This window comes from Streptomyces prunicolor (assembly GCF_045162825.1).
GTDB lineage: Bacteria > Actinomycetota > Actinomycetes > Streptomycetales > Streptomycetaceae > Streptomyces > Streptomyces prunicolor.
Genome location: NZ_CP108676.1, coordinates 290,993 through 316,902, shown reverse-complemented (window position 1 = coordinate 316,902; position 25,910 = coordinate 290,993). Strand labels below are relative to the sequence as shown.

Sequence of the window (25,910 nt, the reverse complement as noted above, 5' to 3'; positions counted from 1 at the left end):
AGCTGAGCGTTCCGACCAGAAGTGCTGTGAGTCCGCCCGCTATCAATCGCTTGGTGAACATGCCCCCGCCGCCTGTTATTTGGAAACGGTCAGCGTAACTGATCACCGGGGGAGGTCAGCTGGAGGCGAGCGCGAACTGCCGCTGCTGCAACGTGCCCACGGTAGTCGGAGCCTCCAACATGCCCTGAGGGCGCTGGAGTTGCCACGACGCGTTCACGGCCGTCCGGTCACGACCGGTGGCGAAGACGTACATGCGCAGCAGCAGGAAGCGGGCGAGGCCGGCGAGACCGGACGCGCCGAGGTACACGGCCTGCTCGGTCAGTGCCCCCGGCGACGACTGCACCAGGTGCAGGACGAACATCGCGGCGCAGGTCACCAGGTAGGCCGCCGCTGCCGAGCCCGCCGACTGCCAGTGCCGGCGCCATCCGGCGTGCCGACCCGAGGCGAAGGTGAAGCGGGCGTGGAGTTCCGTGCAGAGGGGGGTGGAGGCGACGGTGATCAGCGCGTTCGCCAGTGCCCAGGGCAGCTGCTCCGCCAGCAGGGCCACCGCGCCGCTGGAGAGAAGCCCGACACCGCCTCCCAGTGCCGTGAACCGGGCGAAGGAGGCGAGCGGACCGGGAGCGGCCGGGATCCGGGGCGCGTCGTCCATGGCGGTCTCCATCCGCTCCGTACGCTGCGCCTCTGCGATGCGACCGCGTAAGTTTGCTTGACTTACTCAACCATAGCGGAGTCGTTGAGTTACGCAAGTATAGTTTCGCGACGGGGGAGCCCCTCCCACAGACGGACTACGTACAATGCGGCCTGATCATGGGTGAGTTACTGGTGAGATGCGCGACGTTCAACGTGCTGCACGGCCGGCGGATCCAGCCGGACGGCCGCCCGACGCCCGCTGCCCCCGACGAGCCCTCGGCGCCCCTCGCCGAAGCCGTCGCGTCCCTGGACGCCGATGTGGTGGCGCTCCAGGAGGTCGACCGGCTCCAGGAACGGTCGGGCGGTGTCGATCAGGCGGCGGTCGCCGCTGATGCGATGGGCGCGCGGGACTGGCGGTACGCGACGGCGCTGCACTGCCGTTCCGTGCCGGGCCGGGGCTGGGTCCTCGACCCGGACGAACCCGGCATGCGCGTCTACGGCCCCGAGGCCCGGCAGCCCCAAGTCCCGTCGCACGGACTGGCGTTGCTGTCCCGACTCCCGGTCCACGAGTGGCGTGCCCTACGGCTCCCGGCGGCACCCTTCGGTATGCCGTTGCGGGTGGCCGGGCGGGCCGCTCCGGTGCTGGCCCGGGATCAGCCCCGGGCCGCCCTGGCCGCCGTGGTGGAAGGACCGCACGGCCCGTTCACCGTCGTGGCCGTCCATCTCTCGTTCGTGCCGGGGTGGAACATCGGGCAACTGCGCACCGTGCGCCGCTGGATCGCCGATCTTCCCCAACCCCGGCTACTGATGGGCGACTTCAACCTCTTCGGCGCGCTTCCCCGGCTCACCCTGAACGCGACCGCGCCGCGTGGCTGGCGGAGTTCGGCGCGGCGGGCGACCTTTCCGTCACACCGGCCGCTCGTCCAGCTCGACCACATCATGACGACGGGGCTCGGCGTGGACGCCGTAGGGACAGCGCACGCGCCCAGGACGGCGATCTCGGATCACCGGCCGCTCGTGGTGGAGCTGGCGCTCTGAGTCAGTTCCACAGGGGGTAGGTCACGGTGTGCTGGAACTTGTCCGGCCTCGCGCCCGGGTACGTCAGGGTGATTTCGGTGTACTGCCGCACCTGCGGGTGCCGCTTCCAGGTCTGCGGGGTGTCGAGCCGGACGGTGACCGGGAACGAGTGGAACTTGCCCACCGCGCAATAGGGCTTGCAGTCGTTCACCACGTTCACGCCCGTGGCCGTCGCGGAGTTGGCGTTCCAGTCCGTCCAACGCAGCGACGTGAGGCGGCTGTTGCCGTCGCCGCAGGCGAGCATGAAGTCGGTGGGGCGCACCTCGGGGTGCCAGAGGCAGTCGACCAGCACGGGGTCCTGGAGCTGGCGGTGGGCGGTCACCGGGACCGTGGTCGGGGCCGCCGACGAGGTGGCGACGGCCGGACCGAGCAGGGCCGCGGCACAGAGCGTGACGATTCCGACCATGGTGTGTTTGTACATGTCCGCTCCCGGCCGCCTGTTCGTCCTCGTCACCCCGCACCAGCGGTGGGCCCGCCTGCCGGGGCACGGTCGTCGTGTCTCTGTCGACGCTACGACCGTGTCCCAGGATGCACCACTCGTACGGGTCCATGACGCGGTTGGCCGGGAGTGTCGCGGGGTGTGCGGTCAGGGCCGGGAAATGCCCGGCCCCGATCGGATCAGGCGGGCCGTACGGCGCCCCGGATGGCGGCGGCACCGGCGTAGAAGATCGACTCCTCGCGTATCGGCGTACCCGGGCTCGGCGCGTGGATCATCAGGCCGTTGCCGGTGTAGAGGCCGACGTGGTCGATGCTGTCGTAGAAGAAGATCAGGTCGCCCGCGCGGATGTCCGCGAGCGGGACGAGCGCGCCGGCGCCGGACTGTTCCTGGGCGGTGCGCGGGAGGAGGACGCCCGCGGCCTTCCAGGCGGCCTGGGTGAGGCTGGAGCAGTCGTACGCGTCCGGTCCCGCCGCGCCCCACAGACACGGCCTGCCGATCTGTGCGCGGGCGAAGGCGAGCGCGGTGCTGGTCTTGCTGAGCGTGGTGGGGTCCTGCAGTGCGGCGGGTACGGCCGCGGCGGGCGCCGGGCTGATGGTCGGGGCCGGAGGAAGAATGATCTCCGGGGCCATCGTCGGAGCCGTGGGCAGGGTGAACTCGGGAGCGACGACCGGGGCCGCGGCGAAGGAGACCTCGGCGGCGGGTGGGGTCGGCTGCCACTCCTGCTGCGGCGGACGCCAGTCCGGTTGAGGCGTGAGGTACGAGGTGCGCTGCTCGGTCACCATGGGCATCTGGCCTGTGGCCCAGACCTGTTGCTCGGGGAGGACGGGCAGCTGCCCTGTTTCCCAGGCCTGTTGCTGGGGCACGACCGGCATCTGGCCTGTGGCCCAGGCTTGTTGTTCGGGCACGATGGGCAGCTGCCCCGTGCCCCAGGCCTGCTGCTCGGGCATGACGGGCAGCTGCCCGGTCGACCACGTCTGCTGTTCGGGGACCATGGGCATCGCCCCGGTCGACCAAGTCGTCTCCGCTGTGGGCCAGTTGGTCTGCGCGGGCGGCCAGGTGGCACTCGCCGGGGCCTGTTCGGCGCGCGGAGCGGCGATGTACGGGAGCAGGTTCAGATCCGCGGTGAGTGGGTCGAAGGCCGGTGCCGGGGCAGTCGCGACGGCGAACTGCTGTGCCTCCATGACGGGCGTGGGCGGCACCTCGATGGACGGCACGGGCGGCAGGTCGAGGACGGTCGCCTGGGGCATCTGGGCCATCTGCTGCATTTGTGGTGCCTGAGATGCCTGCACCGCGGCGATCTGAGGCATCTGGGGGGCTTGCGGCGCGGCGGGCGGCAGTGCGGCGACGGGTCCGGCTGTCAACTCGGCGACAGGCGCCGCGAGTTGAGGGGCGGCGGGCCCCGGCACTCCGGTCCCCGCGGTCAGTTCGGCCACGGCGCGGCCGGACTGCGCCTCAAGTGCTCGGGCGCCGCCTTCGGGCTCGGGGCGCCGTTCGGACCGCTCGGGCCGGGCTGCGGCCGGACGGGCGGGAGTCCTGCGGGGCGGTAGGGCCGCCGGTACGGTCGGGCCCAGTTGAGCGCGGGCGCGGTCGAACAACTGCCGGGTGACGGCGTCCTGAGCGGGGTCGGAAGGACGCGACGCGCTGGGACGGGGCTCGACACGCTGGCGTGGAGCGCCGGACATCTTGCGCGTGGCGTTGTAGTTTCCGGTGGCCGTCTCGGCCCTGTCGTAAAGGGAGTTGATCCGCCGCTGCACTTCGTCACGGCTGGGTCGGTCGTCCACGGTGGGGCCACTGCCTCCGGTGCGCGTACTTCGTTCTGCCGGCATGGCAGACGTGCTCCTTCCGTATCGCGCCTACCGAGTTAGCTGTCGGGTTCGGGCGGCCGATCACGGAAGGATTGCCCTACGACCCTTGCCCGGATGGGCAGTTGGGCCGATTCACCCCAAGTCGGTTGGGTCCCCGGTTCCGGCTGTCGCGAGCGACAGACCGGATTCGGCGCAAACCGTGCGGCCCGGCGCTGATCGCCGGAGTAGGTCGTACGGTCTGAGCGCCAACTTAGCCAACGTGTGTGCCTCGTGTGAAGGTTGAAGCGCGATATGTCCGATACGTTTTTGTGACCTTTACCTCTCCCAAACGTGTCGCGGGCTCATGGGTCCGCCGGGCCGGGTGATCCATATGAGGTCGCTATGAATTTTTGGGACGGTTGAACACACCGGCGTCCGGCTCCGTATTGGAACGGGGGATTTCCATGCCGGGACGATCCGGGCCGACCGATACGTGTAGGAGCAACTTCCTTGGCACGCAACACGCGCAGACGCCCCACAGGCGCACGACGCGCGACGATGGCAGCAGTCGCCCTGATGCTGGGCGGCGGAGGACTGGTGGCGGCGAACGTCTACGCGTCGGCGTCCGAAGGTGGTTGGGGCGGTGATTCTGCCCAACAAGGGTCTCCGGATGCGGCCTCGGACGGCGCCACGATCGACTGCCCGGACATCGGCACCCAGTTGACAACGGTCCCCGACGAGGCGAAGACCGAGGTCGACACCCAACTCGCGCTTCTGGACCAGCAGATAACCGAGGCCTACCAGAAACTGAAGGACTCGACGGAGTCCATCCGCCAGGACGCCTCCTTCGCCGACAACGCGATCATGAATCCGTTGAAGGAGAAGCGCGCCGCGACCATCGGACGGATCGGCGACGCCATCGCGCGTGTCGGGGACCGCCCGGAAGGCCTCGACGCCCTCGCGGGCTGCACCCTGATCGCCCCCACGAACGGCGACGAGAACGGCAGCGGGGGCGACGACCAGAGCGGTAGCGCCGACCCGACCGGCCAGGACCAGCAGCAGGGCGACGGCCAGGACCAGCAGGGCAACCAGCAGTCCAGCAACGGGCCCGTCGCCTCGGACTACGCGGACATCACCTCCGTACAGCCCAACGTGAACACCCCGCAGGACCAGGCCGACGCCTCCCGCGGCACGTTCGTCACCGCGTGCGGTGTCAACGAGAACGGCCTGTTCAACTCGGACAACGTGATCGTCGCGCCCGGAGTCACCAACGGCGCCCACCACTTCCACGACTACATCGGCAACCAGTCGAACAACGCCTTCGCGAGCGACGACGACCTGGCGAAGGCCGACACGAGTTGTGAGAACCCGGGCGACAAGTCCACTTACTACTGGCCCGTGTTGCGCCTGCAGAACGGCAAGCAGGAGCAGGACGCCGACAAGCCCGGCGGCGGTACCGAGGGCAACTCCGGTCAGATCGTCACCGCGAAGGCGGCCACGCTGACGTTCGTGGGCAACCCGAAGAGCAAGGTCGTCGCGATGCCGCGCCTCCTGCGCATCATCACCGGCGACGCCAAGGCCTTCGTGAACGGCCCGGCCAACGCCAACGCCTCCTGGAGCTGCACCGGGTTCGAGGACCGGCAGCTCAAGGACAAGTACCCGCTGTGCCCCGCGGGCAGCGACGTGGTGCGCACCTTCAAGTTCCAGAGCTGCTGGGACGGCCGCAACATCGACAGCGCCAACCACCGCACCCACGTGGCCTTCGAGGCCGCCGACGGCTCCTGCCCGGCGGGCTTCGAGGCCATTCCGCAGCTGGTGCAGCGGATCGTCTACGACGTGAACGCGCCGAGCCTCCAGGACGGTGGCAAGACGACCCCGCTGTTCGCGGTGGACTCCTTCCCCGAGCAGCAGCACAAGCCCGTCACGGACCACGGCGACTTCATCAACGTCTTCGACGAGGGCCTGATGAAGGACATGGTCAACTGCATCAACGACGGCAAGAAGTGCGGCGCCGGGACGGACGACGACCCCGGTACCGGCGGCGGTTCGGGCGGCGGCTCGGGTTCGGGCGGCGGCTCGGGTGACCCGGAGGCGTCCCCGACGGCCACCGACACCGCTACGGCGGCGCCCTCCGGCTCCGCGTCCGACGCGCCCAGCGGGAACGGCGGCAATGAGGGGAACGGCGGCAACGGCGGCAACGCCGGGAATGGTGACAACGCCGACCAGCCCACCGCGGATCCCGCGACGAGCGCCCCGGACACCGAGACCAACGCCCCCGAGCCCACGGACACCCAGACCACCGACCCCGGTGACCTGACGACCGCGGTCTCGGTCCCCAAGGCCGACACGAAGACCGAGGGGTCCAAGTCGACCGAGACGCAGGGGAGTTCGGACAACGGCTCCGGCGGCCAGGTCGGCAGCCCCACGGCGACGCCGCCTGACTCGTCCTCGGGCGGGGAGAGCTACGCAGCCGTAGGCCCCAACCAACCGCAGGCACAGGGCGGACTGGCGGAGACCGGCGCGAATCTGTGGCCCGCCGTGGCCGGCGCGCTGCTTCTCATCGCCGGATTCGTGGTGCTCTACCGAGGTAAGCGCAGTACACGCTGACACACAGCACGTCCGTGCACGTCTGTGACAACGACGGCCCGGCCGCCCCGACTTGGGGGTGGCCGGGCCGTCACATGTTCAACGCGCGAGGCAGAAGACCTCAGACAGCCGGCGCGGGATACGTCGGGTACTCGACCCCGGAGACGTGCTGGACGACCCGGACGACCTGGCAGGAGTAGCCGAACTCGTTGTCGTACCAGAGGTAGAGGATCGCGTTGTCGCCGTCGACCTTGGTGGCGCCCGCGTCGATGATCGAGGCGTGGCGCGAGCCCATGAAGTCGCTCGACACCGCGTCGGGGGCGGTGGTGAAGTCGATCTGCCGTTTGAGCGGAGACGTGAGCGAGACATCGCGGAGGTGGTCCAGGACCTCGGCGCGGGTGGTCTCGCGGCCGAGCCGCAGGCTGAGGATCGCGATCGACACGTCCGGCACCGGGACCCGGATCGAGCTGCCGGTGATCGGCGCCTTCAGGTCGGGCAGCGCCTTGGCGACGGCGGAGGCGGCACCGGTCTCGGTGATCACCATGTTCAGCGGCGCCGAACGGCCGCGACGATCGGCCTTGTGGTAATTGTCCAGCAGGTTCTGGTCGTTGGTGAACGAGTGGACGGTTTCCACATGGCCGCGCAGCACACCGTACTCGTCGGCCATCGCCTTCAGCGGCGGCACGATCGCGTTGGTGGTGCAGGACGCGCAGGACAGGATCTGCTCGTCCGGCTTGATGGTGTCGTGGTTGACGCCGTGCACGATGTTCGGGACGTCGCCCTTGCCGGGCGCGGTCAGCACGACCTTGTCGATCCCGGGCCGCAGATGCTGCGAAAGTCCTTCCCGGTCACGCCACTTGCCCGTGTTGTCGATGAGAATGGCGTCCTTGATCCCGTACGCCGTGTAGTCGACCTCGGACGGGTCGCCCGCGTAGATCACCTTGATCTCGTTGCCGTTGGCGATGATCGTGTTGCTGGCCTCGTCGACGGTGATCGTGCCCTGGAACTGGCCGTGGATCGAGTCGCGGCGCAGCAGCGAGGCGCGCTTCACGATGTCCTGTTCGCCACCCTGTCGTACGACGATGGCGCGCAGCCGCAGCCCGTTGCCCGAGCCGGCCTTCTCGATGAGCAGACGGGCGACCAGGCGGCCGATGCGGCCGAAGCCGTAGAGGACGACGTCGCGGCCCTCGCGGCGCTCGATCTTGTCGGCGCCGGTGGCGCCGGCGACGGCCTCGGCGGTGAACTCCTCGACGGACAGGCCGCGTTCGTCGCTGCGGTGGGTCGCGGCGAGCATGCCGATGTCGATCTGCGAGGGGCCCAGGTCGAGCGTGGTGAGCGTCCGCAGGTAGGGGAGGGTCTCGACGACGGAGAGCTCCTCGCCGGCGATCTGGCGGGCGAACCGGTGGGTCTTGAGGATGCTGACCACCGACTTGTTGACCAGGGAGCGGCTGTGCAGCAGGACCGTGACGTCCCGCTCGCGGTGCAGCTTCCCGATCATCGGGATCATCGACTCCGCGATCTCCTCGCGGGTCTTCCAGTTGGTGAACGAGTCCTCGTTGACAGGCACAGAATTCTCTTTCGAGCTAGGCGGCGCTCATATGCTAACCCGCTGTTCATCTGCTCGTTCAGCAGGGGTACCGCCCGGCCCGTGGCAGGCCCGGAACGCCGAAAGGGCCCTGCCGACGTGCGTCGGCAGGGCCCTTTCGGCTGTACTGGTGTCGCTTCTACACGGTTTCCGACACGTCCTGGGCCGCGCCGCTGCCCAGCAGGGCCGACGCGTTCTCCAGCGGAGTCAGGACGTGCACGGGCACGGCCTCGGGCAGTCCGTGGCAGGTGAAGCCGAGCCGGGTCATGGCCCGGATGACCTCGCCGCTGTTGAAGTCGCGGGGGTCCTGCCGGGTGATGACCTGCCCCACCTGCTTGACGGGGTAGCGGCGCCGCCCGATGGTCACGGACTCACCCGTGACCAGCTCGGGCTTGATGCCCTTCATCGTCTCCAGGACACCCATCTTGGTGAGGTCGAAGGGATACCGGGCGATGACACAGCGCATGTTGCCTCACAGAGAGAAGGGAGGATCGGGGGCCGAACGGGCGCCCGAAGGCGCCGAGTTGGTCCTCAGGCCGCGGAGCCGAAGGACGACCGTCGCTGCCCCCGGCTGCTGCCGCCGGCACTGCTGCCGCTGCCGCCACGCCGAGCCGCACCACCGGTGGACCGGCCCTCGCCGGCCCCGGCCGGACGGCCACGACGGCCCCGGGACGACGACGAGGACGGGCTACGGCGGGTGCGCTCGCGCTCCACGACCGGGGCTTGGATGACGACCGGGACGCCGGACGGGGCCTGAGCGCCCGTGATCCGGGTCAGCTCCTCCTCGCCGGAGCGCACCGCGGTGACCTCCGGGGTGACGCCTGCCGCGGTCATCAGCCGGGTGAAGTCACGGCGCTGGTCGGGAGTGACCAGCGTGACGACACTGCCGGACTCGCCCGCACGGGCCGTACGGCCGCCGCGGTGCAGATAGTCCTTGGGGTCGGTGGGCGGGTCGACGTTGACGACCAGGTCGAGGTTGTCGACGTGGATGCCGCGGGCCGCGACGTTGGTCGCCACCAGGGCCGTCACATGCCCGTCCTTGAACTGGGCGAGCGTGCGGGTGCGCTGCGGCTGGGACTTGCCGCCGTGCAGACCGGCCGCGCGGACGCCGTTGTTCAGCAGGTGCTTCACCAGCCGGTCCACCGCGTGCTTGGTGTCCAGGAACATGATGACCCGGCCCTCGCGCGCCGCGATCTCGGTGGTCGCGCGCTGCTTGTCCGTGCCGTGCACGTGCAGGACGTGGTGCTCCATCGTCGTGACCGCGCCCGCGGAGGGGTCGACGGAGTGGACGACGGGGTCGGTCAGGTAGCGGCGGACCAGGAGGTCCACGTTGCGGTCCAGGGTGGCCGAGAACAGCATCCGCTGTCCGCCCGGCTGCACCTGGTCGAGCAGCGCGGTGACCTGCGGCATGAAGCCCATGTCGGCCATCTGGTCGGCCTCGTCGAGGACGGTGATGGTGACACCGTCCAGCCGGCAGTCGCCGCGCTCGATGAGGTCCTTGAGCCGTCCCGGAGTCGCGACCACGACCTCCGCACCGCCACGCAGCGCACCGGCCTGACGGCCGATCGACATACCGCCGACGACGGTGGTCATCCGCACGCTGACGGCGCGGGCGTACGGGGTGAGCGCGTCGGTGACCTGCTGGGCCAGCTCGCGGGTCGGGACGAGGACGAGGGCGAGCGGCTGACGCGGCTCGGCGCGGCGGCCCGCCGTACGGGCCAGCATCGCGAGGCCGAAGGCGAGGGTCTTGCCGGAGCCGGTGCGGCCGCGGCCGAGCACGTCACGGCCGGCGAGGGAGTTCGGGAGCGTCGTCGCCTGGATCGGGAACGGGACGGTGACGCCCTCGTGGCCGAGCGCGGCCAACAGCTTGGCCGGCATGTCGAGTTCGGCGAACGACTCCACGGCGGGAAGGCCGGGGGTCACCGTCTTCGGCAGGGCGAACTCGCCCTGCAGAGCGACCGGACGGCCACCGCCGCCGCCCTTGGAGCGGCGCGGCGCGCTGGAGCGGTTGCCGGACGGAGCTGCCGAGCGGTAGCCGCCGCCGCTCTTTCCGGATTCCGGATTTCCATTACGCTTTCGCGAGAAGCGGTCATTCGTACGTGCGCGGTTCAAAATGTGGAACCTTCCTTGATATGGCACGTATCAAGGAATTCCCGCGGTGAATGAACGGCGCAGAGAATCGCAAGAACGAGCCGGTGGCTTCGGCGGAATATCGCCGAAAGCATGGAAAATGCAGCGAGCTGGGGCCCGCACCCCAAGGTGCGGGCCCCAGCTGCGAAGTAAACGTCGTCGTTACGCAGGAACGATGTTCTCGGCCGTCGGGCCCTTCTGGCCCTGCGCGATGTCGAAGGTCACCTTCTGACCCTCCTGCAGCTCGCGGAAGCCCTGGGCGGCGATGTTCGAGTAGTGGGCGAAGACGTCAGCGCCGCCACCGTCCTGCTCGATGAAGCCGAAACCCTTTTCCGCGTTGAACCACTTCACGGTGCCACTGGCCATTTTGTTCTCCTTCGGGGCGGTCAGCGGAGCCCGCAGTGTGCGGACTCCGTGTCGCCGTGATGATCACCCCGCCGGAAAGAAACCGGACACACAAAAAAATGCTCCACCGTCCCGGAGGGCGGTGTGGGCATCTGAAGGGTTTGGCAACCACAACTGCAACTGAGATCAATAGTAGCACGGCGCGATCGGCCGTGTGCGGACGTTAATTTCATTTCTCATGTCGCCGACGTAGATATTGGGTTTCGTGCCGGACTGCGGGCCGGACTACGCGAGCGCGTCGATCCAGTCGCGGACGACCTTGGCCGTCGTGGCGGCGTCCTCCTCCAGCACGCTGAGATGAGTGCCGGCGGTGTCCGCCGTGTCCCGCACGCCAGGCCAGGACGAACGCCACTCCGGCGGCATGTCCGCCAGCGGCTCGGAGGCGCGCACCAGCAGGGTGGGCACCTCGGTGGGCTCAGGTTGCCAACCTCGGAACATCCGGGTGTACGCACCCAGCGACAGCAGCGTCAGATCGTCCACCATCGTGTCGAAGCTCTCGCCGACCATCAGGGGAATCCGGGCAGGTAGTGACAGCAGCCACGGCTCTGCCTCCCGTTCCGGGGTGACGTGGTACGAGTCGATCAGCACGAGCCCGGCCGGGGGAGCACCGAGGTCCGCCAGCCGGGTGGCGAGCGCGTGGGCGGCCGTACCGCCCATGGAGTGGCCGACCAACACGTAACGCCGGTCGCCGAGTTGATGCCGTACGGCCGTGGCGTGCGACTCCATCAGCGACTCCAGGTCGCGCGCCACCGCGTCTCCGTGGTCGATGCCGGAGTGCCGTACCTCGAAGACGTCCCGCTCGCCCTCGAAGCAGGGCGCGAGCCCCGCGTACCAGGGGCGGCCCAGATTGCTGGCGAAGCCGGGAACGCAGACGAGGGCGGGCCCCCGGGTGCCGGCCGCCAGCCGCAACGGCGGCAGCGCGTGCCGGGCGGCCTCCTCCGGGCCGAAGACGGGCGCACCGATGGACGCGGTCACCAGAAGATGCATGGCCGCTACGACGTCACCGGCCTCGCAGACCTTCCGGTACAGGGCGGGCAGCGACCGCCCGGCGCCACGCCCGTCGACCCGGACCGGTGCCGGGGTGGTCGTGGCTGCGGGCTCGTCGGGCAGGGTGCCGCGCAGTTCGCCGTACAGGTGCTCGGCGAGCTGTTCCGTGTCCGGCCAGTCGTAGGCCACGGTGACGGCCAGGGGGGTTTCGGTCAGCAGGCTCAACCGGTTGCAGAGCATGACGCGCATCAAGGAGTCGAGGCCCAGTTCCGTGAAGTCCCGGTCGACCGCGTCGGCATCCGTGTGCCCGAGCACACCGGCGACCTCGGTCCGGATCAACGCCCGCAGTGTGGGCAGCCGTTCGCGCAGGGGCAGTGCCGCGAGCCGGTCCCGCCAGGAGCCGGTGGCGCCGTCCGCCGGGATGGTGGAAGAGGCCGACTGCCGGTTCGCGCGCAACAGCCCACGCAGGGGCGGGGGTACGACGGTCCCGGCCGGGTCGGCCTTCGGTGAGCGGTCCAACGGCAGTGGTGCGAGGACTGGTTCACCGCTGCCGAGCGCCGCGTCGAAGAGCGCGAACGCCCCCTCGGGGGAGATCGCCCGCACCGGCCCGCCGTGCACCCGCCCGCTGCGAGCCGCCATGCCCTCCTCGTCCGCCCACGCGCCCCATGCCAACGACAGTGCGGGCAGGCCCAGTTCGGCCCGATGGCGGGCGAGCGCGTCCAAGAAGGAGTTCCCCGCCGCGTAGTTGGACTGACCGGGGTTGCCCAGCAACCCGGCCGCGGACGAGAACAGCACGAACTGCGCGAGTGGTAGCTCCTTCGTCAACTCGTGCAACTGCCAAGCCGCATCGACCTTCGGCCGCATCACCACCGCCAGCCGCTCGGGAGTCATCGACGCCAGCACACCGTCGTCCAGAACCCCGGCCGCGTGCACTACGGCGGTCAGATCGGGCTCGAACGCCTTTATTGCGGAGGCGAGTTGGTCTCGTTCGGCGATGTCGCAGGCCACCAAGTCCACCTGTGCGCCCGCCCGCTGGAGACCGTCCCGCAACTGCCGCGCGCCCGGCGCCTGTTCACCACGCCGACTGAGGAGTACGAGCTGCAGAACCCCGTGTCGGTCGACCAGGTGCCGGGCCAGCATCGCCCCGAGGGATCCCGTGCCACCGGTGATGAGGACAGTGCCCCCACCGAGGGAACCGTCGGTCGCCGGACCGGGTGCGGTCGCCAGTCGAGGGACGCTCAACATGCCGTCCCTGACGGTGATTTGAGGTTCACCGGTGGCGAGGGCGGCGGACACCTGTCGTAGCGACTCAGGGCGGCCGTCGACGTCCACGAGGGTGAGGCGTCCGGGGTACTCGGACTGCGCGGTTCGCAGCAGGCCCCAGACCGTGGCGGCGGGGAGGTCGGGTGAGGCGTCGGCGGCACCGCGCGTGATCACGGCGAGCCGCCCGGAACCGGCGAGATGTGTTTGCAGCAACTCCAGCGCCCGTACGGTGAGTTCGTGCGCTGCGGTGGCCGGGTCGGTGCTCCTGCCGCCGGGAGCGGACAGGGACGCCACGACCAACTCCGGCGTCTCCTCGGACCAGGACGACTCGTCGTCGGCGGAGGTGAGGAACGCGGCCAGATCCAGGTCGTCCGTCTCCGACATCGCTACGGCGGGTACCTCACCGGCGGCCGGAACGCCCGTCCAGCGCAGCCGGTACAGCTCTCCGGCCGGGGTGGGACCCATCTCCGGTGCCGGTCGGGTCGTCATCGACTCCAGCCGGGCCACGGGGGCGCCCGTCGGGGTGGCGAGGTCGAGGGTGATCGAGTCCGGGCCGGTCGTCGTCATCCGGACGCGGAGGGCCGTCGCACCCGTGGCGTGCAGGGTCAACCCCCGCCAGGCGAACGGCAGTCGGGGCGCACCGGTCGGGGGTTCGGCGAGCAGCCCCGGGTGCAGGGCGGCGTCGAGCAGTGCCGGGTGGAGCATATGGCGCCGGGCGTCCGCGACCGGTGCCGGGCCGACCTCGGCGAACAACTCCTCGTCCCGCCGCCACAGCGCCGTGACGCCTTGGAACGCCGGACCGTACGCCAACCCGGCCTCAGCCACCTGCTCGTAGGCACCGGCGAGATCCATCCGCGTAGCACCCGTCGGTGGCCACGCCGTGAGGGAGACCGCACCGTCCAGGACGCCGGGAACGGCCGGGCCGAGCCGACCCGTCGCATGCTGCGTCCAGGCGCCGAGCGCGCCGGACTCCTCGGGACGCGCGTACACGTCCGCCGCCCGGCGTCCGGAGTCGTCCGGCTCGCCCAGGACCACCTGGAGCTGGATGCCCGCTTCGTCGTCCTCGGGGAGGAACAGCGGGTTCAGCAGGGCGAGTTCCTCCAGTACGGCGAGTCCGCACAGGTCGCCCGCGTGCAGCACGAGGTCGGCGAGCGCGGCGCCGGGCACGAGGGCGTGCCCGCCCACGACGTGGTCGCGCAGCCACGGCTGGGCCGCGCCGGACAACCGGCCCGTGCACAGCAGGCGTTCGGTGCCCGGCACCGTGACCGTCTGCGTCAGCAGCGGATGCCCGGAGCCGGCGGTCGCGTCGGTGCCGGTGTCGGGCAGCCAGTAGCGCTGCCGCTGGAAGGGATAGGTCGGCAGGCCGTCGACCCGCCGGGCGCCACTGTCCGCGTACACCCGGCGCCAGTCCAACTGCACGCCGTGGACGTGGAGTTGGCCGAGCGTGTCGAACAGCGTGTGGGGCTCCGATCCGTCACGGCGGGCCGCCGCGGTGAAGAGGAGTTCCTTGCCGGTCCCGGCCAGGGTCGCCGCGGCCTGGGTGGTGAGGTGGGCGTCCGGGCCGATCTCGGCGAACGAGGTCACCCGTCCGTCGTGCGCCAGCCAGTGCACGGCGTCCCCGAACCGTACGGCCTCACGGGCATGCCGTACCCAGTACGCGGCCGACCGCAGCTCACCCCCGGTGGCCGGAAGCCCGGTCAGGCCAGAGATGACCGGGACGACGGGGGAGTGATACGTCAACTCCTCCGCGATACGCCCGAATTCGGCGAGCATCGGCTCCATGAGAGGGGAGTGGAAGGCGTGGCTTACCTGTAGCCGGACGGTACGACGGCCTCGTAGGGCGAAACGCTCCGCGAGTGCGAGGACCGGCTTCTCGGCGCCGGAGACGACGACCGCACGGGGTCCGTTCACGGCTGCGATCGCGACCCCGTCGGTCAGCTCGGGCGTGACCTCGGCCTCCGTGGCGTCGAGCGCCACCATGGCACCGCCCTCCGGCAGTCCCCGCATCAACCTCCCGCGTGCCGCGACCAGTTCGACGGCGTCCGGCTCGGACAGCACGCCCGCGCAGTGGGCCGCCGCCAGTTCGCCGACCGAGTGTCCGGCCAGGAACTCCGGTCGTACGCCCCAGGATGCGAGCAACCGGAAGACGGACACCTCGAAGGTGAACAGGGCGGCCTGGGTGAAGTCCGTCCGGTTCAGCAGGGTGTTCGCGTCCGCGTCCCAGAGGACCGAGCGCAACGGACGTTCCAGGTGGGCGTCGAAGCGCGCGCACAAGGCGTCGAAGGTGGTCGCGAACTCCGGGAAGATGTCGTACAACTCCCTTCCCATGCCCGTCCGTTGGGCTCCCTGGCCGGTGAAGAGCAGGGCCAGGCGGGCGGAGGGGGTGGTGGTGTGTGACGGGGTGGATGTCGTCAGAGTGTCGAGGGCGGTCAGTGCGGCCGTTCGGTCGGTGGTAGGGACGGTGGCTCGGTGGGGGAGTGCGGCTCGGGCGGTGGCGTGGGTGAACGCCAGGTCCGGCAGGGCGAGTTCGGGTTGGGTGCGTAGGAAGGCGGCGGTGCGTGCGGCTTGTTCGCGCAGGGCGGCAGGGCTCGCTGCGGAGAGCAGCAGCGGGGGTGTCACCGGGCGGCGGAGGGGTGGTTCGTCGGATGCGGTCGCCTCGGGCTCCTCCAGGATCACGTGTGCGTTGGTCCCGCCGATACCGAACGCCGACACCGCCGCTCGTCGCGGGCGCCCGGGCTCGGGTCGCCATTCCTCGTCCTGGGACAGGAGCCTTACGGTGCCCGAGGACCAGTCCACGTGCGGCGACGGTTCGTCGACGTGGAGAGTGCGGGGAAGTCGGTCGTGGTGCATCGCCAGTACGGTCTTGATGACGCCGCCGACACCGGCCGCGGCCTGGGTGTGCCCGAGGTTGGACTTCAACGAGCCGAGCCACAGCGGGCGTTTGGCGGTGCGGTCCTGACCGTAGGTGGCGAGGAGCGCCTGTGCCTCGATCGGGTCGCCGAGCGCGGTGCCCGTGCCGTGGGCCTCCACGGTGTCGATGTCGGCCGGTGACAGTCCCGCGTCGGCCAGCGCCGAGCGGATCACCCGTTGCTGAGCAGGGCCGTTGGGCGCGGTGAGGCCGTTGGACGCGCCGTCGGAGTTGACGGCCGAGCCGCGCAGCACGGCCAGTACGGGATGGCCGTTGCGCCGCGCGTCGGAGAGCCGTTCCAGCAGGACCAGGCCGACGCCCTCGCCCCAGGCGGTACCGTCGGCCGCCGCCGAGAAGGGCTTGCAGCGGCCGTCCGGTGCCAGCCCGCGCAGTCTGCTGAACGCGATGAACGGGCCGGGCGAGGCCATCATCGTGACCCCGCCGGCGACGGCGAGCGAACACTCACCCTCGCGCAGGGACCGTACCGCCGAGTGCATTGCGACCAGCGACGACGAGCACGCGGTGTCCACCGTCACGGCGGGCCCGCGCAGCCCCAGCGTGTAGGCGATCCGGCCGGAGGCCACGCTGCCCGCCGAACCGAGGGCGAGATGCGCCTCCAACTCGTGCCCGCCGCGGTGCAGTAGACGACTCGCGTAGGTGGCGTGCATGACGCCGACGAAGACGCCGGTGTCGCTGTCGCGCAGACCGGCGGGGTCCATGCCCGCCCGCTCCAGCAACTCCCAGCCGGTCTCCAGGAGCAGTCGCTGCTGGGGGTCGGTGGCGAGCGCCTCGCGGGGCGACATGCTGAAGAAGGCCGCGTCGAAGTCGGCGGCGCGGTCCAGGAATCCGCCCCGGCGGGTGACCGACTTGCCGAGGCGGTCGGGATCCGGGTCGTAGAGGTCGGCCACGTTCCAGCCGCGGTCGGCGGGGAAGTCGGAGGTCGCGTCGGTGCCGTCGGCGACCAACTGCCATAGGTCCTCCGGGGATTCCACGCCGCCCGGGTAGCGGCAGGCCATGGCCACGATGGCGATCGGTTCCCCGGGTTCGGCGCTGTGGCCGTCGCCGGATGTGGGCACGGGGCTGTCGCCGTGCAGCGCGTCGCGCACCAGGGTTGCCACGGCGGCGGGCGTGGGGTGGTCGAACACCAGCGTCGCGGGCAGCGTGAGACCGGTCACCGTGCCGAGCCGGTCGCGCAGCAGGACAGCGCCGAGCGAGGTCAACCCCTGTGCGTTGAACGGCACTTCGGAGTCCAACTCGCGCACGGGTACGTCGAGAGTCCGTGCCGTCACTTCGAGAACCAGGTCGAGTACGGCGTCGGACGCGGCCATGAGTCGCTCGCGCAGCGCGGCCGACGCGGTCGTACGTTCGGCGGCGAGGCGCTCCGGCAGTTGCTCGGCGAGCACGGCCCGGGCGATCTTGCCGGAGGCGGTACGGGGGAGGGACGTGGTCGGATAGATCTCGTCCGGGACCTTGAACCCGGACAGTCGTTCGCGGCAGACGGCGAGTGCCCGCTCCGTGTCGACTCCGTCCGGGCCGGGCACGACGAACGCCACCGGTACCTCGCCGAGCACATCGTGCCGTCGGCCGACCACTGCGGCGTCGGCGATGTCGGGGCGGGCCAGCAACACCCGCTCCACCTCGGCGGGGTTGATGTTCACACCGCCCCGGATGATCAACTCCTTGACCCGGCCGGTGACATGGAGCTGACCGTTCGCGTCGCGCCGACCGAGGTCCCCGGTGCGGTACCAGCCGTCGGTGAACGCCTCGGCGGTCGCGTCCGGACGGTTGTGGTAGCCGGCCATCAGGCCGGGGCCGCGTACCCAGATCTCGCCCTCGTGCCCGTCGCCGACCTCGGCACCGGTGGAGGGTTCAGTGATGCGGAGGTCCAGCACCAGCAGTGGAAAACCACGTGAAGGGTCGTCACGGGGGTCGTTGAGCCGTTCGACCGCGATCTTTCCGCAGGTCTCCGTGGAGCCGTACCCGTCCAACAGGGGTGCGGTGAGGGCCAGTTCGACCTCGGTGCGCAGCTCGGGGGAACAGGGTGCCCCGCCGCTGACACACACCCGCAGCGACGCGGGTGCCGGACGCGCCGTCTCCCGCAGTGACTCCAGGAGGAGACGGTAAGTGGCGGGCACCCCGCCCAGGATGGTGAACGGCTCGGCGGCGAGCGCTTCGGCGACGTTCGCGCCCGGTGCGAGGACGCGCGCGGTCGCACCGACCGAGAGGACGCCCAACAGGCACACGGAGTGGCCGAGGGCGTGGAACATCGGCAACGGCCAGAGCAGGAGGTCTTGTTGCTCCAGTCCGAACGCCGGTACGTAGGCCGCCGTCACCGACCACAGTCCCGAACGCTGCGTGGAGACAACGCCCTTGCTCTGCCCGGTGGTGCCCGAGGTGTAGTGGATCCAGGCCGGCTCGTCGAGATCGAGGTCATCACGGGGGGCCGTACCCGACTCCGTACCGGCAAGGCTCTCGAAGGCGATCGTGCCCTCGGTCGGTTCGTCCTGCCCGACGACGATCACCCGTTGCACGGAAGCGAGTTGGGCGAGCGGTTCTGCGCTCACCGCCGCCACGGCGCCGCTGTCGTCGAGGAAGTACGCCAACTCCTCTTCCGAAGCGGCGGGGTTGAGCAGCACGCCGATGGCCCCGGCGCGCAACACCCCGAGCCAGGTCTCCACCAGCTCCACCCGGTTGCCCAGATGGATCGCGACCCGGTCGCCACGCCGTACCCCGAGCCGCACCAGATGCCCCGCCACTCGGCCGGTGCGCTGCTCCAACTCCCCGTAGGTGACGGCACGTCGGTCGTCCCGGTATGCGGTCTTCCCGCCGATCCGAGTCGCGTGCTCCCGCAGGATGTCCGGCAGTGTACGCACCGACTCGCCCCCATAAATGCCCATTCCCACCCTTTCGTTCCCCCGCCGTGAGCGGTCACCGTACGACAGTCGCCGTCAGACGGCTGCATAGGGCACGCTCTACGGCATGGTGATGTGCGCGTACTTCTCGGCCGCGAGTGACGAGGCTGCCGTCGGTGTCCTCGACGGACCGGGCGGGCCCGATGTGTCGGTGTTCGACGTGCTGTCCCTCAAGGGCGTCGACCCGGTGGTCGTGCTGGCGCGGCTCGAAGGCATCCTCACCGACTGCACCTACGACGAGGCGCGCGCCCGCCCCCGCTCCGGGCAACTGCTCTCGGACCCCGAGGCCGAAGCGGCCTTCGTCATCAGCGTCTCCGACACCCTCCGGGACGCCCTGGCCACGGCGTCCGGTAAGCGACTGGCCCTGGCGGCAGGTCCGTTCGCGGCTGTCGAAGAACTGAGACTCACGCCCACCAAGACGGTGGAACTGCTCCATCGGTTGTCCGGCCTGGCCAGGAGAGCCGCGGCGGAGAACCGGCGGTTGTACTGCTGGTGGGCCCTGTAGGAACCACAACTCGTCAGTCAGGAGCGTCCTTTGACCTCACCCGGCGACCCGTCGACACCCGAGCCGCTCGGGCCGTCGTCTCTGGTCTGGCGGTACTTCAGCGACTGGCGGGGCATGCTGATCGGCCTCTGGGCCGGGTCGATGCAGAACATGCATCCCGCCCTCGGCGCCGGAGTGGAGGAACACTCACACTTCTTCGAGGAGCGCTGGGAACGGCTGCTCCGCTCGCTCTACCCGATCGCCGGAGTGATCTACGACGGCCCGGACGCGGCCCGTACCGCCCGCGAGGTCCGCGACTATCACGTCCAGATCAAGGGAGTTGACAGCCAGGGGCGGCGCTATCACGCCCTCGACCCGGACACCTTCTTCTGGGCACACGCGACCTTCGTCATGGTCCCGGTGCTGGTGTGCCGGTACTTCGGCCGGCCGCTGACGGAGGAACAGAAGGAGCGGTTCTATGCCGAGAGCCTTCAGTGGTACCGGCTCTACGGGGTCAGCGACCGGCCCGCTCCCGCCAACTGGGCAGGATTTACCGCGTACTTCGACCGGATGTGCGTCGACACTCTGGAGGACAACCGGGCGGCGCGCGCCGTGCTCGACATCCGCCGCATAGGCAAGCCGCCGTTTCTGAAGTGGCTGCCCGACGTGGTGTGGCGGGCGATCCGGGGGCCGCTGACCCGGCCCTTCCTCTGGCTCACCGTCGGGATGTATCCGCCCGCGGTGCGCGCCAAGTTGGGCTACCGCTGGTCCCGTCGGAGCGCGGTCGCGCTGTGGCTGGTGGGCCGTACCGTCGCGCTCGGCTGGCACCTCGTGCCGTTCGAGCGGCGCTACCACCCGCGGGCCCGGGCCGGTTGGCGGCGGGCGCGCGGTCTCGCCGTAGGACCGGTCGAGACGCCGCGGCGGAATCTGCCGCCGGTGGAGCGCAGGGGTGACGGCAAGCACTACGCGCCCGATGTGTAGCCGGCGAGGGGTGGTGGTGCTCGCGGTGGGGCTCAGCCCAGGACGTCGGGTTCTTCCTCCACCACGAGGTCGGCCAGGAGGTTGAAGTTGTGGCGGGCCATGTTGGCGTTGCTGAACTGCCGGTGGGCCAGGGTGACTTCCTCCTCGGTCATGACGCGGGGCTTGCCCGCGGCGTCGGCGAGGAGCTGCATCTGGCAGGCGCGGTCCATGGTGATGAACCACCACGCGGCCTCCTCGACGGACCGCCCGACCGTCAGCAGGCCGTGGTGACGGAGAACGGCGGCCCGTCGCTCGCCGAGCCGGACGGCGATCCGCTCGCCCTCCGTCCGCTCCAGCACCAGGCCCTTGTACTCGTCGAACAGCACATGGTCGTCGTAGAAGGCGCAGGACTCCTGCACGATCGGGTCCAGGAGCTTGTCGAGTGACGCGAAGGCCCGGCCGTGGATGGTGTGGGCGTGCGCCACCGCCACGACGTCCGGGCGGGCCTGGTGGATGGACGAGTGGATCCAGAAGGCGGCCTTGTTGGTACGGCGCTCGCCCTCGATGACCCGGCCCTCCTCGTCGATGAGGAGCAGGTCGCTGACCCGGATCTTGGAGAAGTGCACCGCGTACGGGTTGACCCAGAACCTGTCGGGGAACTCGGGGTCCCGCGCGGTGATGTGGCCGGCGATGCCCTCGTCGAAGCCGTAGCGGGCGAAGATCCGGAACGCCGCCGCCAACTGCCGCTTGCGGTGGGCGCGTTCGGCCTCGATGGTCTCGCGGCTCTCCGCCAGGCGAGGAATGTCCAGTTCCTCGGTGTTCTCGAAGTCGATGTCGTTGCTGCCGGTGGTGATGGACATCGGGACGTCCTTTCCGATGCATGGTGAATTTCTTTCAGGCTGCAACCATCTCCTGTCCGCTGTCAACCTCAGAGGCAAGGAAAGTTGCCCATGAGGCACAAATCCTCCGCCTGCTCAGTCCCCCCTGCGCCACGCGCCCAGCACCATGAGCGTCTTCGTGCCGATCACCGCGCCCGTACGCCGGAGCCGGTCGATGACGTCTCTCAGGTGCTGCACGTTGGTCACCCGGACGCGGACCAGGGCGTCGGGGTCGCCCGCGACGGTGAAGACCTCCAGGGCCTCCGGGACGCTGGTGGCGGCCATCGTGATCGCCTCGACCTTGACGTCACCGGCGAACCGCAGCTCGACGAAGGCCTCGAAACCGGAGCCCAGCTTGCCGTGGTCGAGGGTGACCGTGTAGCCGGCGATGACCCCGACCCGCTCCAGCCGGTCGACCCTGCGTTTGACCGCCGACGGGGAGAGGCTGACGCGATCCGCGATCTCCGTCATGGTCCGGCGGCCGTCCTCGACCAGCAGTTCCAGAATCGCTCGGTCGACGCTGTCGATGAGTGCCGTGTCGGTCATGTGGTCCTCCTCAGGTGCACGTATTTTGCGGGCGAGCTTGGTCTGGCTCGACTTTTTTGCATCACGTGCAAGATACCCGCAACTTAATTGCCACCGCCGATGTCCCGCCGGTCCACTGACAACGCCTGCAACTGGTCGGCGACCGCCGTTCGAGGGCGTGAGGAAGGGACCCAGCGGTGAAGGTTGAGCGCGAACTACCGCCCGGCGAGGCCCGTGAGCTCTTGGAGCTGACGGTCGAGATCGCGGACAAGGAACTCGCCCCGCGTGCGGCCCAGTTCGAGGAGGAGGGCCGTTTTCCGCGTGAGGTGTTCGGCCTCCTCGGCGAAGCGGGTCTGCTGACCCTTCCATTCGGCGAGGACGTCGGGGGAGGGGGCCAGCCCTACGCCGTCTACCTGCAGGTACTCGAAGAGCTTGCCGCCCGGTGGGCCGCTGTCGCCGTCGGTGTCAGCGTCCACACGCTGTCCTGCCACCCCGTCTCGGTCTTCGGCTCCGCGGCGCAGCGGCAGGCGCTGCTGCCGTGGCAGCTGAGCGGCGCCGTACTCGGCGCCTACTGCCTGTCGGAGGAGCACGCGGGCTCCGACCCGAGTGCCATCCGGGCCGGCGCGGCACGTGACGGCGAGGCATGGGTGGCCCGGGGCGCCAAGGCCTGGGTCACGCATGGCGGTGAGGCCGACTTCTACACCGCGTTTCTGCGCACGTCCGAGGATCCGCGCAACGGCATCTCCTGCTTCCACGTGGACGCCCGGTCGCCCGGCCTGAGCGCGGGTGCTCCGGAGCGCAAGATGGGGCTGCGGAGTTCGACCACCGCGGTGATGCACTTCGACGATGTGCGGGTCCCGGGCGACCGGCTGATCGGCGAGCCAGGCCAGGGCCTGAAGATCGCGCTGTCCGCACTCGACGCCGGCCGGCTCGGCATCGCCGCGGTCGCGGTCGGGATCGCGCAGGCGGCGCTCAACCACGCGGTCGACTACGCCCGCGAGCGCCGGACCTTCGGCCGCCGCATCATCGAGCACCAGGGCGTCGGATTCCTGCTCGCCGACATGGCCGCGCGCACCGAAGCGGCCCGCGCCACCTATCTGGTCGCCGCCCGGCGCAAGGACGCAGGCCAGGCATTCAGCCGGCAGGCCAGCATGGCCAAACTCATCGCGACGGACACGGCGATGGCCGTGACGACCGATGCCGTCCAGGTCCTCGGCGGCGCTGGATACGTCCGTGAGCACCCGGTGGAGCGCTATATGCGCGAGGCGAAGATCACCCAGATCTTCGAGGGCACCAACCAGATCCAGCGCATGGTCATCAGCCGCCATCTCGCCGACTCCTGAACTCGGCCTCGTTTCCCACGACTTGCACATTTCCTACGACTTGCACGTTCCGACGACGTGAAGGAAGGCGGGCACCATGACATCTCGCGATGCTGTTGCCGTCATAGCGGGAGGCGGCTCCGGACTGGGGCGGGCGACCGCACACCGGCTGCACCGACAGGGCCGTACCGTCGTGCTCTTGGACCTCCCGAACAGCCAAGGGGAGGCCGCGGCAGCCGCGTTGGGGGAGCGCGCGCATTTCGTCGCGGCGGATGTGACCGATCCGGACCAGGTCCGCCAGGCCTTCGCCTACGCGGCAGGTCAGGGGTCGGTGCGCGCGGCGGTCAACTGCGCCGGAATCGCGACACCCGGCCGCATCCTGGGCAAGCGGGGAGTGCTGCCGGCCGAGGACTTCCGACGGGTGATCGAGATCAATCTGCTCGGCACCTTCCATGTGCTCGCCGCCGCTGCCGCCGTCATGGCCGAGAACACGCCGGACAACGGTGATCGAGGCGTCATCGTCTGCACCGCGTCCATCGCCGCCTACGACGGGCAGATCGGTCAGGCCGCGTATGCGGCGAGCAAGGGCGGGGTGGTCTCGCTGACCCTGTCCGCGGCCCGGGACCTCGCCGACTCGGCGATCCGTGTCGTCACGATCGCGCCGGGACTGTTCGACACCCCGCTCCTCTCGGGCCTGCCGGAGAAGGCGAGGACCCAACTGGGCGCCGCCGTACCGCATCCGTCCCGGCTCGGCTCACCGGACGAATACGCCGGCCTGGTCACCCACATCCTCGACAACCCGATGCTCAACGGCGAGGTCATCCGCCTCGACGGTGCCCTGCGCATGGCCCCGCGCTGAATCCCCGTACCGACAAGGCCCGTTGACCCGCGCTCCACGTCGAGAGCGTCGCCCGGAAAGAGAACACGCATGGCAAACGCCGTACAAGACCCGCTGTCGGAAGCGTCCTTGGCCGATCCCTCCATCCAACTGCTCGATCAGTCGGGGAAGTTGACCACGGATGCCCGGCTCCCCCTGGACCTGGCGACCGTCGACCTCCCCGCCCTCTACCGCGACATGGCGCTCGTCCGCCGACTGGACACAGAGGCCATCGCCCTGCAACGGCAAGGGGAGTTGGGCCTGTGGCCGTCGCTTCGCGGCCAGGAGGCGGCACAGGTCGGAGCGGCATACGCGCTCTACGACCGGGACATGGTCTTCCCCACCTACCGCGAGCACGGCGTGGCCTGGTGCCGCGGCCTCGACCCGGTGTCGCTCCTCGGACTCTTCCGGGGCACCACGCTGGGCGGTTGGGACCCCTACGCCCATCACTTCAACCTGTACACGCTGGTCATCGGAGCGCAGACGCTGCACGCCGTGGGCTACGGCATGGGTCTGTACCGCGACGGCAGCACCGGCTCCGGCGACCCGGATCGCGACACGGCCGTGCTGGCGTTCCTCGGCGACGGCGCGCTGAGCGAGGGCGAGACGAACGAGGCGTTCATCTGGGCCGCCGCCCAGAACCTGCCGGTGGTCTTCTTCTGCCAGAACAACCAGTGGGCCATCTCCGCGCCCTACAGCGTGCAGAGCCGGATCCCCGCGGCCCAGCGAGCCGCCGGCTACGGCTTCCCGGGCATCCGCGTCGATGGCAACGACGTACTGGCCTGCCTCGCCGCCACGCGTCAGGCGCTGGACCGGGCGCGAACCGGCGGTGGCCCGACGCTGATCGAGGCGGTCACCTACCGCGTCAACGCCCATACGACGGCCGACGACGCGACGCGTTACCGGGCCGCCGAGGAGACCGAGGACTGGACCGCCCGGGACCCGCTGGAGCGGCTGCGCGCGCATCTTGAGTCGGCGGGCGCCGTGACCGACGAGTACTTCACCGACCTCGAACAGCGCGAGCGGGACCTGGCCGAACGGCTGCGCGCGGGCTGCCGCGGGCTGGCCGACCCCGACGCTTCCTCGCCCTTCGAGCACACCTACGCGCAGATGCCCGCCGATCTGCGCCAACAGCTGCGCGAGCACCTGGAGTTCGTCTCCACCGGGTCGCAGGACGGAGAGCAGAAATGACCGTCTCCATGGTCAAGGCCCTCAACGACGGCCTGCGCAAAGCCCTGACCGACGATCCCCAAGTCCTGCTCATGGGCGAGGACATCGGCCGCCTCGGCGGTGTGTTCCGCGTGACGGACGGACTGCGGAAGGACTTCGGCGAACTGCGGGTCGTCGACACCCCGTTGGGAGAGGCCGGCATCGTCGGAGCGGCGATCGGACTCGCGATGCGCGGCTACCGGCCCGTCTGCGAGATCCAGTTCGACGGCTTCGTCTACCCGGCCGTGAACCAGATCATCACCCAACTCGCCAAACTCCGACACCGCTCGGCGGGCCGCATCACCCTGCCCGTCGTGATCCGTATCCCCTACGGCGGCGGCATCGGCTCGATCGAGCACCACTCGGAGTCGCCGGAGACGTACTTCGCCCACACGGCCGGGCTGAAGGTGGTCACCTGCGCCACCCCGAACGACGCCTTCCACATGATCCAACAGGCCGTTGCCGAGGACGACCCCGTGGTGTTCCTCGAACCCAAACGGCACTACTGGACCAAGGGAGAAGTGGCCCCGGCCACGGAAGTCCCCCTGGAACAGGCCGTCATCCGCCGCGCGGGAACGGACGTGACCCTGATCGCCTACGGCCCGACCGTGCCGGTCGCCCTGGAGGCGGCCGACATCGCAGCGGAGGAGGGGCGCAGCGTGGAGGTCGTAGATCTGCGGAGCCTGTCTCCGTGGGACGTCACGACGGTCCGCGCGTCCGTGCACCGCACCGGGCGGGCCGTCGTCGCCCATGAGGCCGCCTTCTCCCACGGGTTCGGCGCGGAGGTCGCCGCACGGTTGCAGGACGAGGAGTTCCACTTCCTCGAAGCGCCCGTCGTACGGGTGACGGGATACGACACCCCGTACCCGCCGAGCCGGCTGGAGTCGGACTGGCTTCCCGGTGTCGACCGCATCCTCAACGCCATTGACCGCAGCCTGAGTTACTAGGA

Annotated in this window: 18 protein-coding genes and 1 riboswitch; of the genes, 8 read left to right on the top strand and 10 right to left on the bottom strand. The window is 70.1% G+C overall.

All coding sequences use genetic code 11. The features are described from left to right. Positions 1-115: 115 nt before the first annotated feature. Positions 116-649, bottom strand: coding sequence for a GtrA family protein (locus OG588_RS01360; protein WP_405945655.1), 534 nt, complete (start codon positions 647-649; stop codon positions 116-118). A gap of 158 nt (positions 650-807) precedes the next feature. Between OG588_RS01360 and OG588_RS01355 the strand changes: the two genes are divergently transcribed. Next, complete coding sequence (locus OG588_RS01355) at positions 808-1,668, top strand: endonuclease/exonuclease/phosphatase family protein (RefSeq protein WP_405945654.1); 861 nt, start codon at positions 808-810, stop codon at positions 1,666-1,668. 1 nt (position 1,669) lies between these two features. Here OG588_RS01355 and OG588_RS01350 read toward each other — a convergent pair whose 3' ends face one another. Both OG588_RS01350 and OG588_RS01345 read right to left on the bottom strand, forming a co-directional pair. Further along, positions 1,670-2,128, bottom strand: coding sequence for a hypothetical protein (locus tag OG588_RS01350; RefSeq protein ID WP_317773855.1), 459 nt, complete (start codon positions 2,126-2,128; stop codon positions 1,670-1,672). 197 nt (positions 2,129-2,325) lie between these two features. Continuing rightward, positions 2,326-3,972: an NlpC/P60 family protein gene (locus tag OG588_RS01345; protein WP_405945653.1), complete on the bottom strand. Its 1,647-nt coding sequence runs from the start codon at positions 3,970-3,972 to the stop codon at positions 2,326-2,328. 8 nt (positions 3,973-3,980) lie between these two features. Next, positions 3,981-4,154: riboswitch (cyclic di-AMP (ydaO/yuaA leader) on the bottom strand. Between the two features lie 334 nt (positions 4,155-4,488). Here OG588_RS01345 and OG588_RS01340 point away from each other — a divergent pair. After that, on the top strand, positions 4,489-6,537 hold the full coding sequence (locus tag OG588_RS01340) for a DUF1996 domain-containing protein (protein ID WP_405945652.1): 2,049 nt from the start codon (positions 4,489-4,491) through the stop codon (positions 6,535-6,537). Positions 6,538-6,637: 100 nt separating this feature from the next. Here OG588_RS01340 and OG588_RS01335 read toward each other — a convergent pair whose 3' ends face one another. From OG588_RS01335 to OG588_RS01315, 5 genes are all read right to left on the bottom strand, one after another. Beyond that, positions 6,638-8,083 carry a glyceraldehyde-3-phosphate dehydrogenase gene (locus tag OG588_RS01335; protein WP_405945651.1) on the bottom strand — a complete coding sequence of 482 codons (1,446 nt, stop codon included), beginning with the start codon at positions 8,081-8,083 and terminating at the stop codon, positions 6,638-6,640. A 157-nt stretch (positions 8,084-8,240) separates the two neighbouring features. Next, positions 8,241-8,567: an SCO5918 family protein gene (locus tag OG588_RS01330; protein ID WP_019056862.1), complete on the bottom strand. Its 327-nt coding sequence runs from the start codon at positions 8,565-8,567 to the stop codon at positions 8,241-8,243. Positions 8,568-8,632: 65 nt separating this feature from the next. Then, a complete protein-coding gene (locus tag OG588_RS01325) occupies positions 8,633-10,213 on the bottom strand; it encodes a DEAD/DEAH box helicase (protein WP_405945650.1) in 1,581 nt (526 codons plus the stop codon). Between the two features lie 180 nt (positions 10,214-10,393). Continuing rightward, positions 10,394-10,597: a cold-shock protein gene (locus OG588_RS01320; protein ID WP_019056860.1), complete on the bottom strand. Its 204-nt coding sequence runs from the start codon at positions 10,595-10,597 to the stop codon at positions 10,394-10,396. A gap of 264 nt (positions 10,598-10,861) precedes the next feature. After that, on the bottom strand, positions 10,862-18,691 hold the full coding sequence (locus tag OG588_RS01315) for an SDR family NAD(P)-dependent oxidoreductase (protein WP_405945649.1): 7,830 nt from the start codon (positions 18,689-18,691) through the stop codon (positions 10,862-10,864). 82 nt (positions 18,692-18,773) lie between these two features. Between OG588_RS01315 and OG588_RS01310 the strand changes: the two genes are divergently transcribed. Both OG588_RS01310 and OG588_RS01305 read left to right on the top strand, forming a co-directional pair. Beyond that, the gene (locus OG588_RS01310; RefSeq protein ID WP_405945648.1) at positions 18,774-19,211 is read left to right on the top strand and encodes a hypothetical protein; all 438 of its coding nucleotides are present in this window, start codon (positions 18,774-18,776) and stop codon (positions 19,209-19,211) included. A 30-nt stretch (positions 19,212-19,241) separates the two neighbouring features. Further along, positions 19,242-20,171 (top strand): oxygenase MpaB family protein, encoded by a 930-nt coding sequence (locus tag OG588_RS01305; protein WP_405945647.1) that lies wholly within the window; start codon positions 19,242-19,244, stop codon positions 20,169-20,171. Between the two features lie 32 nt (positions 20,172-20,203). On the opposite strand, the gene OG588_RS01300 is transcribed toward OG588_RS01305, so the two are convergent. Both OG588_RS01300 and OG588_RS01295 read right to left on the bottom strand, forming a co-directional pair. After that, positions 20,204-21,010, bottom strand: a complete 807-nt coding sequence (locus tag OG588_RS01300; protein ID WP_405945646.1) for a class II aldolase/adducin family protein — start codon at positions 21,008-21,010, stop codon at positions 20,204-20,206. 114 nt (positions 21,011-21,124) lie between these two features. Beyond that, positions 21,125-21,574, bottom strand: a complete 450-nt coding sequence (locus OG588_RS01295) for an Lrp/AsnC family transcriptional regulator (protein WP_019056857.1) — start codon at positions 21,572-21,574, stop codon at positions 21,125-21,127. A 176-nt stretch (positions 21,575-21,750) separates the two neighbouring features. Here OG588_RS01295 and OG588_RS01290 point away from each other — a divergent pair, with 176 nt between their 5' ends. The 4 genes from OG588_RS01290 to OG588_RS01275 all read left to right on the top strand — a co-directional run bounded on the left by OG588_RS01290 (position 21,751) and on the right by OG588_RS01275 (position 25,908). Next, positions 21,751-22,896, top strand: coding sequence for an acyl-CoA dehydrogenase family protein (locus OG588_RS01290; protein WP_405945645.1), 1,146 nt, complete (start codon positions 21,751-21,753; stop codon positions 22,894-22,896). A 76-nt stretch (positions 22,897-22,972) separates the two neighbouring features. Next, positions 22,973-23,734 carry an SDR family NAD(P)-dependent oxidoreductase gene (locus OG588_RS01285; RefSeq protein WP_405945644.1) on the top strand — a complete coding sequence of 254 codons (762 nt, stop codon included), beginning with the start codon at positions 22,973-22,975 and terminating at the stop codon, positions 23,732-23,734. A 69-nt stretch (positions 23,735-23,803) separates the two neighbouring features. Continuing rightward, the gene (locus tag OG588_RS01280) at positions 23,804-24,943 is read left to right on the top strand and encodes a thiamine pyrophosphate-dependent dehydrogenase E1 component subunit alpha (protein WP_405945643.1); all 1,140 of its coding nucleotides are present in this window, start codon (positions 23,804-23,806) and stop codon (positions 24,941-24,943) included. Next, on the top strand, positions 24,940-25,908 hold the full coding sequence (locus OG588_RS01275) for an alpha-ketoacid dehydrogenase subunit beta (protein WP_405945642.1): 969 nt from the start codon (positions 24,940-24,942) through the stop codon (positions 25,906-25,908). The genes OG588_RS01280 and OG588_RS01275 overlap by 4 nt, the downstream gene beginning before the upstream one ends. Positions 25,909-25,910: the final 2 nt, after the last annotated feature.

Bases quoted from the DNA above. Each gene is read 5' to 3' on its own strand.
- OG588_RS01355 (WP_405945654.1), top strand. From the start codon at position 808: ATGGGTGAGTTACTGGTGAGATGCGCGACGTTCAACGTGCTGCACGGC.
- OG588_RS01330 (WP_019056862.1), bottom strand. From the start codon at position 8,567: ATGCGCTGTGTCATCGCCCGGTATCCCTTCGACCTCACCAAGATGGGT.
- OG588_RS01320 (WP_019056860.1), bottom strand. From the start codon at position 10,597: ATGGCCAGTGGCACCGTGAAGTGGTTCAACGCGGAAAAGGGTTTCGGC.
- OG588_RS01300 (WP_405945646.1), bottom strand. From the start codon at position 21,010: ATGTCCATCACCACCGGCAGCAACGACATCGACTTCGAGAACACCGAG.
- OG588_RS01310 (WP_405945648.1), top strand. From the start codon at position 18,774: ATGGTGATGTGCGCGTACTTCTCGGCCGCGAGTGACGAGGCTGCCGTC.
- OG588_RS01295 (WP_019056857.1), bottom strand. From the start codon at position 21,574: ATGACCGACACGGCACTCATCGACAGCGTCGACCGAGCGATTCTGGAA.
- OG588_RS01275 (WP_405945642.1), top strand. From the start codon at position 24,940: ATGACCGTCTCCATGGTCAAGGCCCTCAACGACGGCCTGCGCAAAGCC.
- OG588_RS01360 (WP_405945655.1), bottom strand. From the start codon at position 649: ATGGACGACGCGCCCCGGATCCCGGCCGCTCCCGGTCCGCTCGCCTCC.
- OG588_RS01285 (WP_405945644.1), top strand. From the start codon at position 22,973: ATGACATCTCGCGATGCTGTTGCCGTCATAGCGGGAGGCGGCTCCGGA.
- OG588_RS01315 (WP_405945649.1), bottom strand. From the start codon at position 18,691: ATGGGCATTTATGGGGGCGAGTCGGTGCGTACACTGCCGGACATCCTG.
- OG588_RS01280 (WP_405945643.1), top strand. From the start codon at position 23,804: ATGGCAAACGCCGTACAAGACCCGCTGTCGGAAGCGTCCTTGGCCGAT.
- OG588_RS01350 (WP_317773855.1), bottom strand. From the start codon at position 2,128: ATGTACAAACACACCATGGTCGGAATCGTCACGCTCTGTGCCGCGGCC.
- OG588_RS01340 (WP_405945652.1), top strand. From the start codon at position 4,489: ATGGCAGCAGTCGCCCTGATGCTGGGCGGCGGAGGACTGGTGGCGGCG.
- OG588_RS01345 (WP_405945653.1), bottom strand. From the start codon at position 3,972: ATGCCGGCAGAACGAAGTACGCGCACCGGAGGCAGTGGCCCCACCGTG.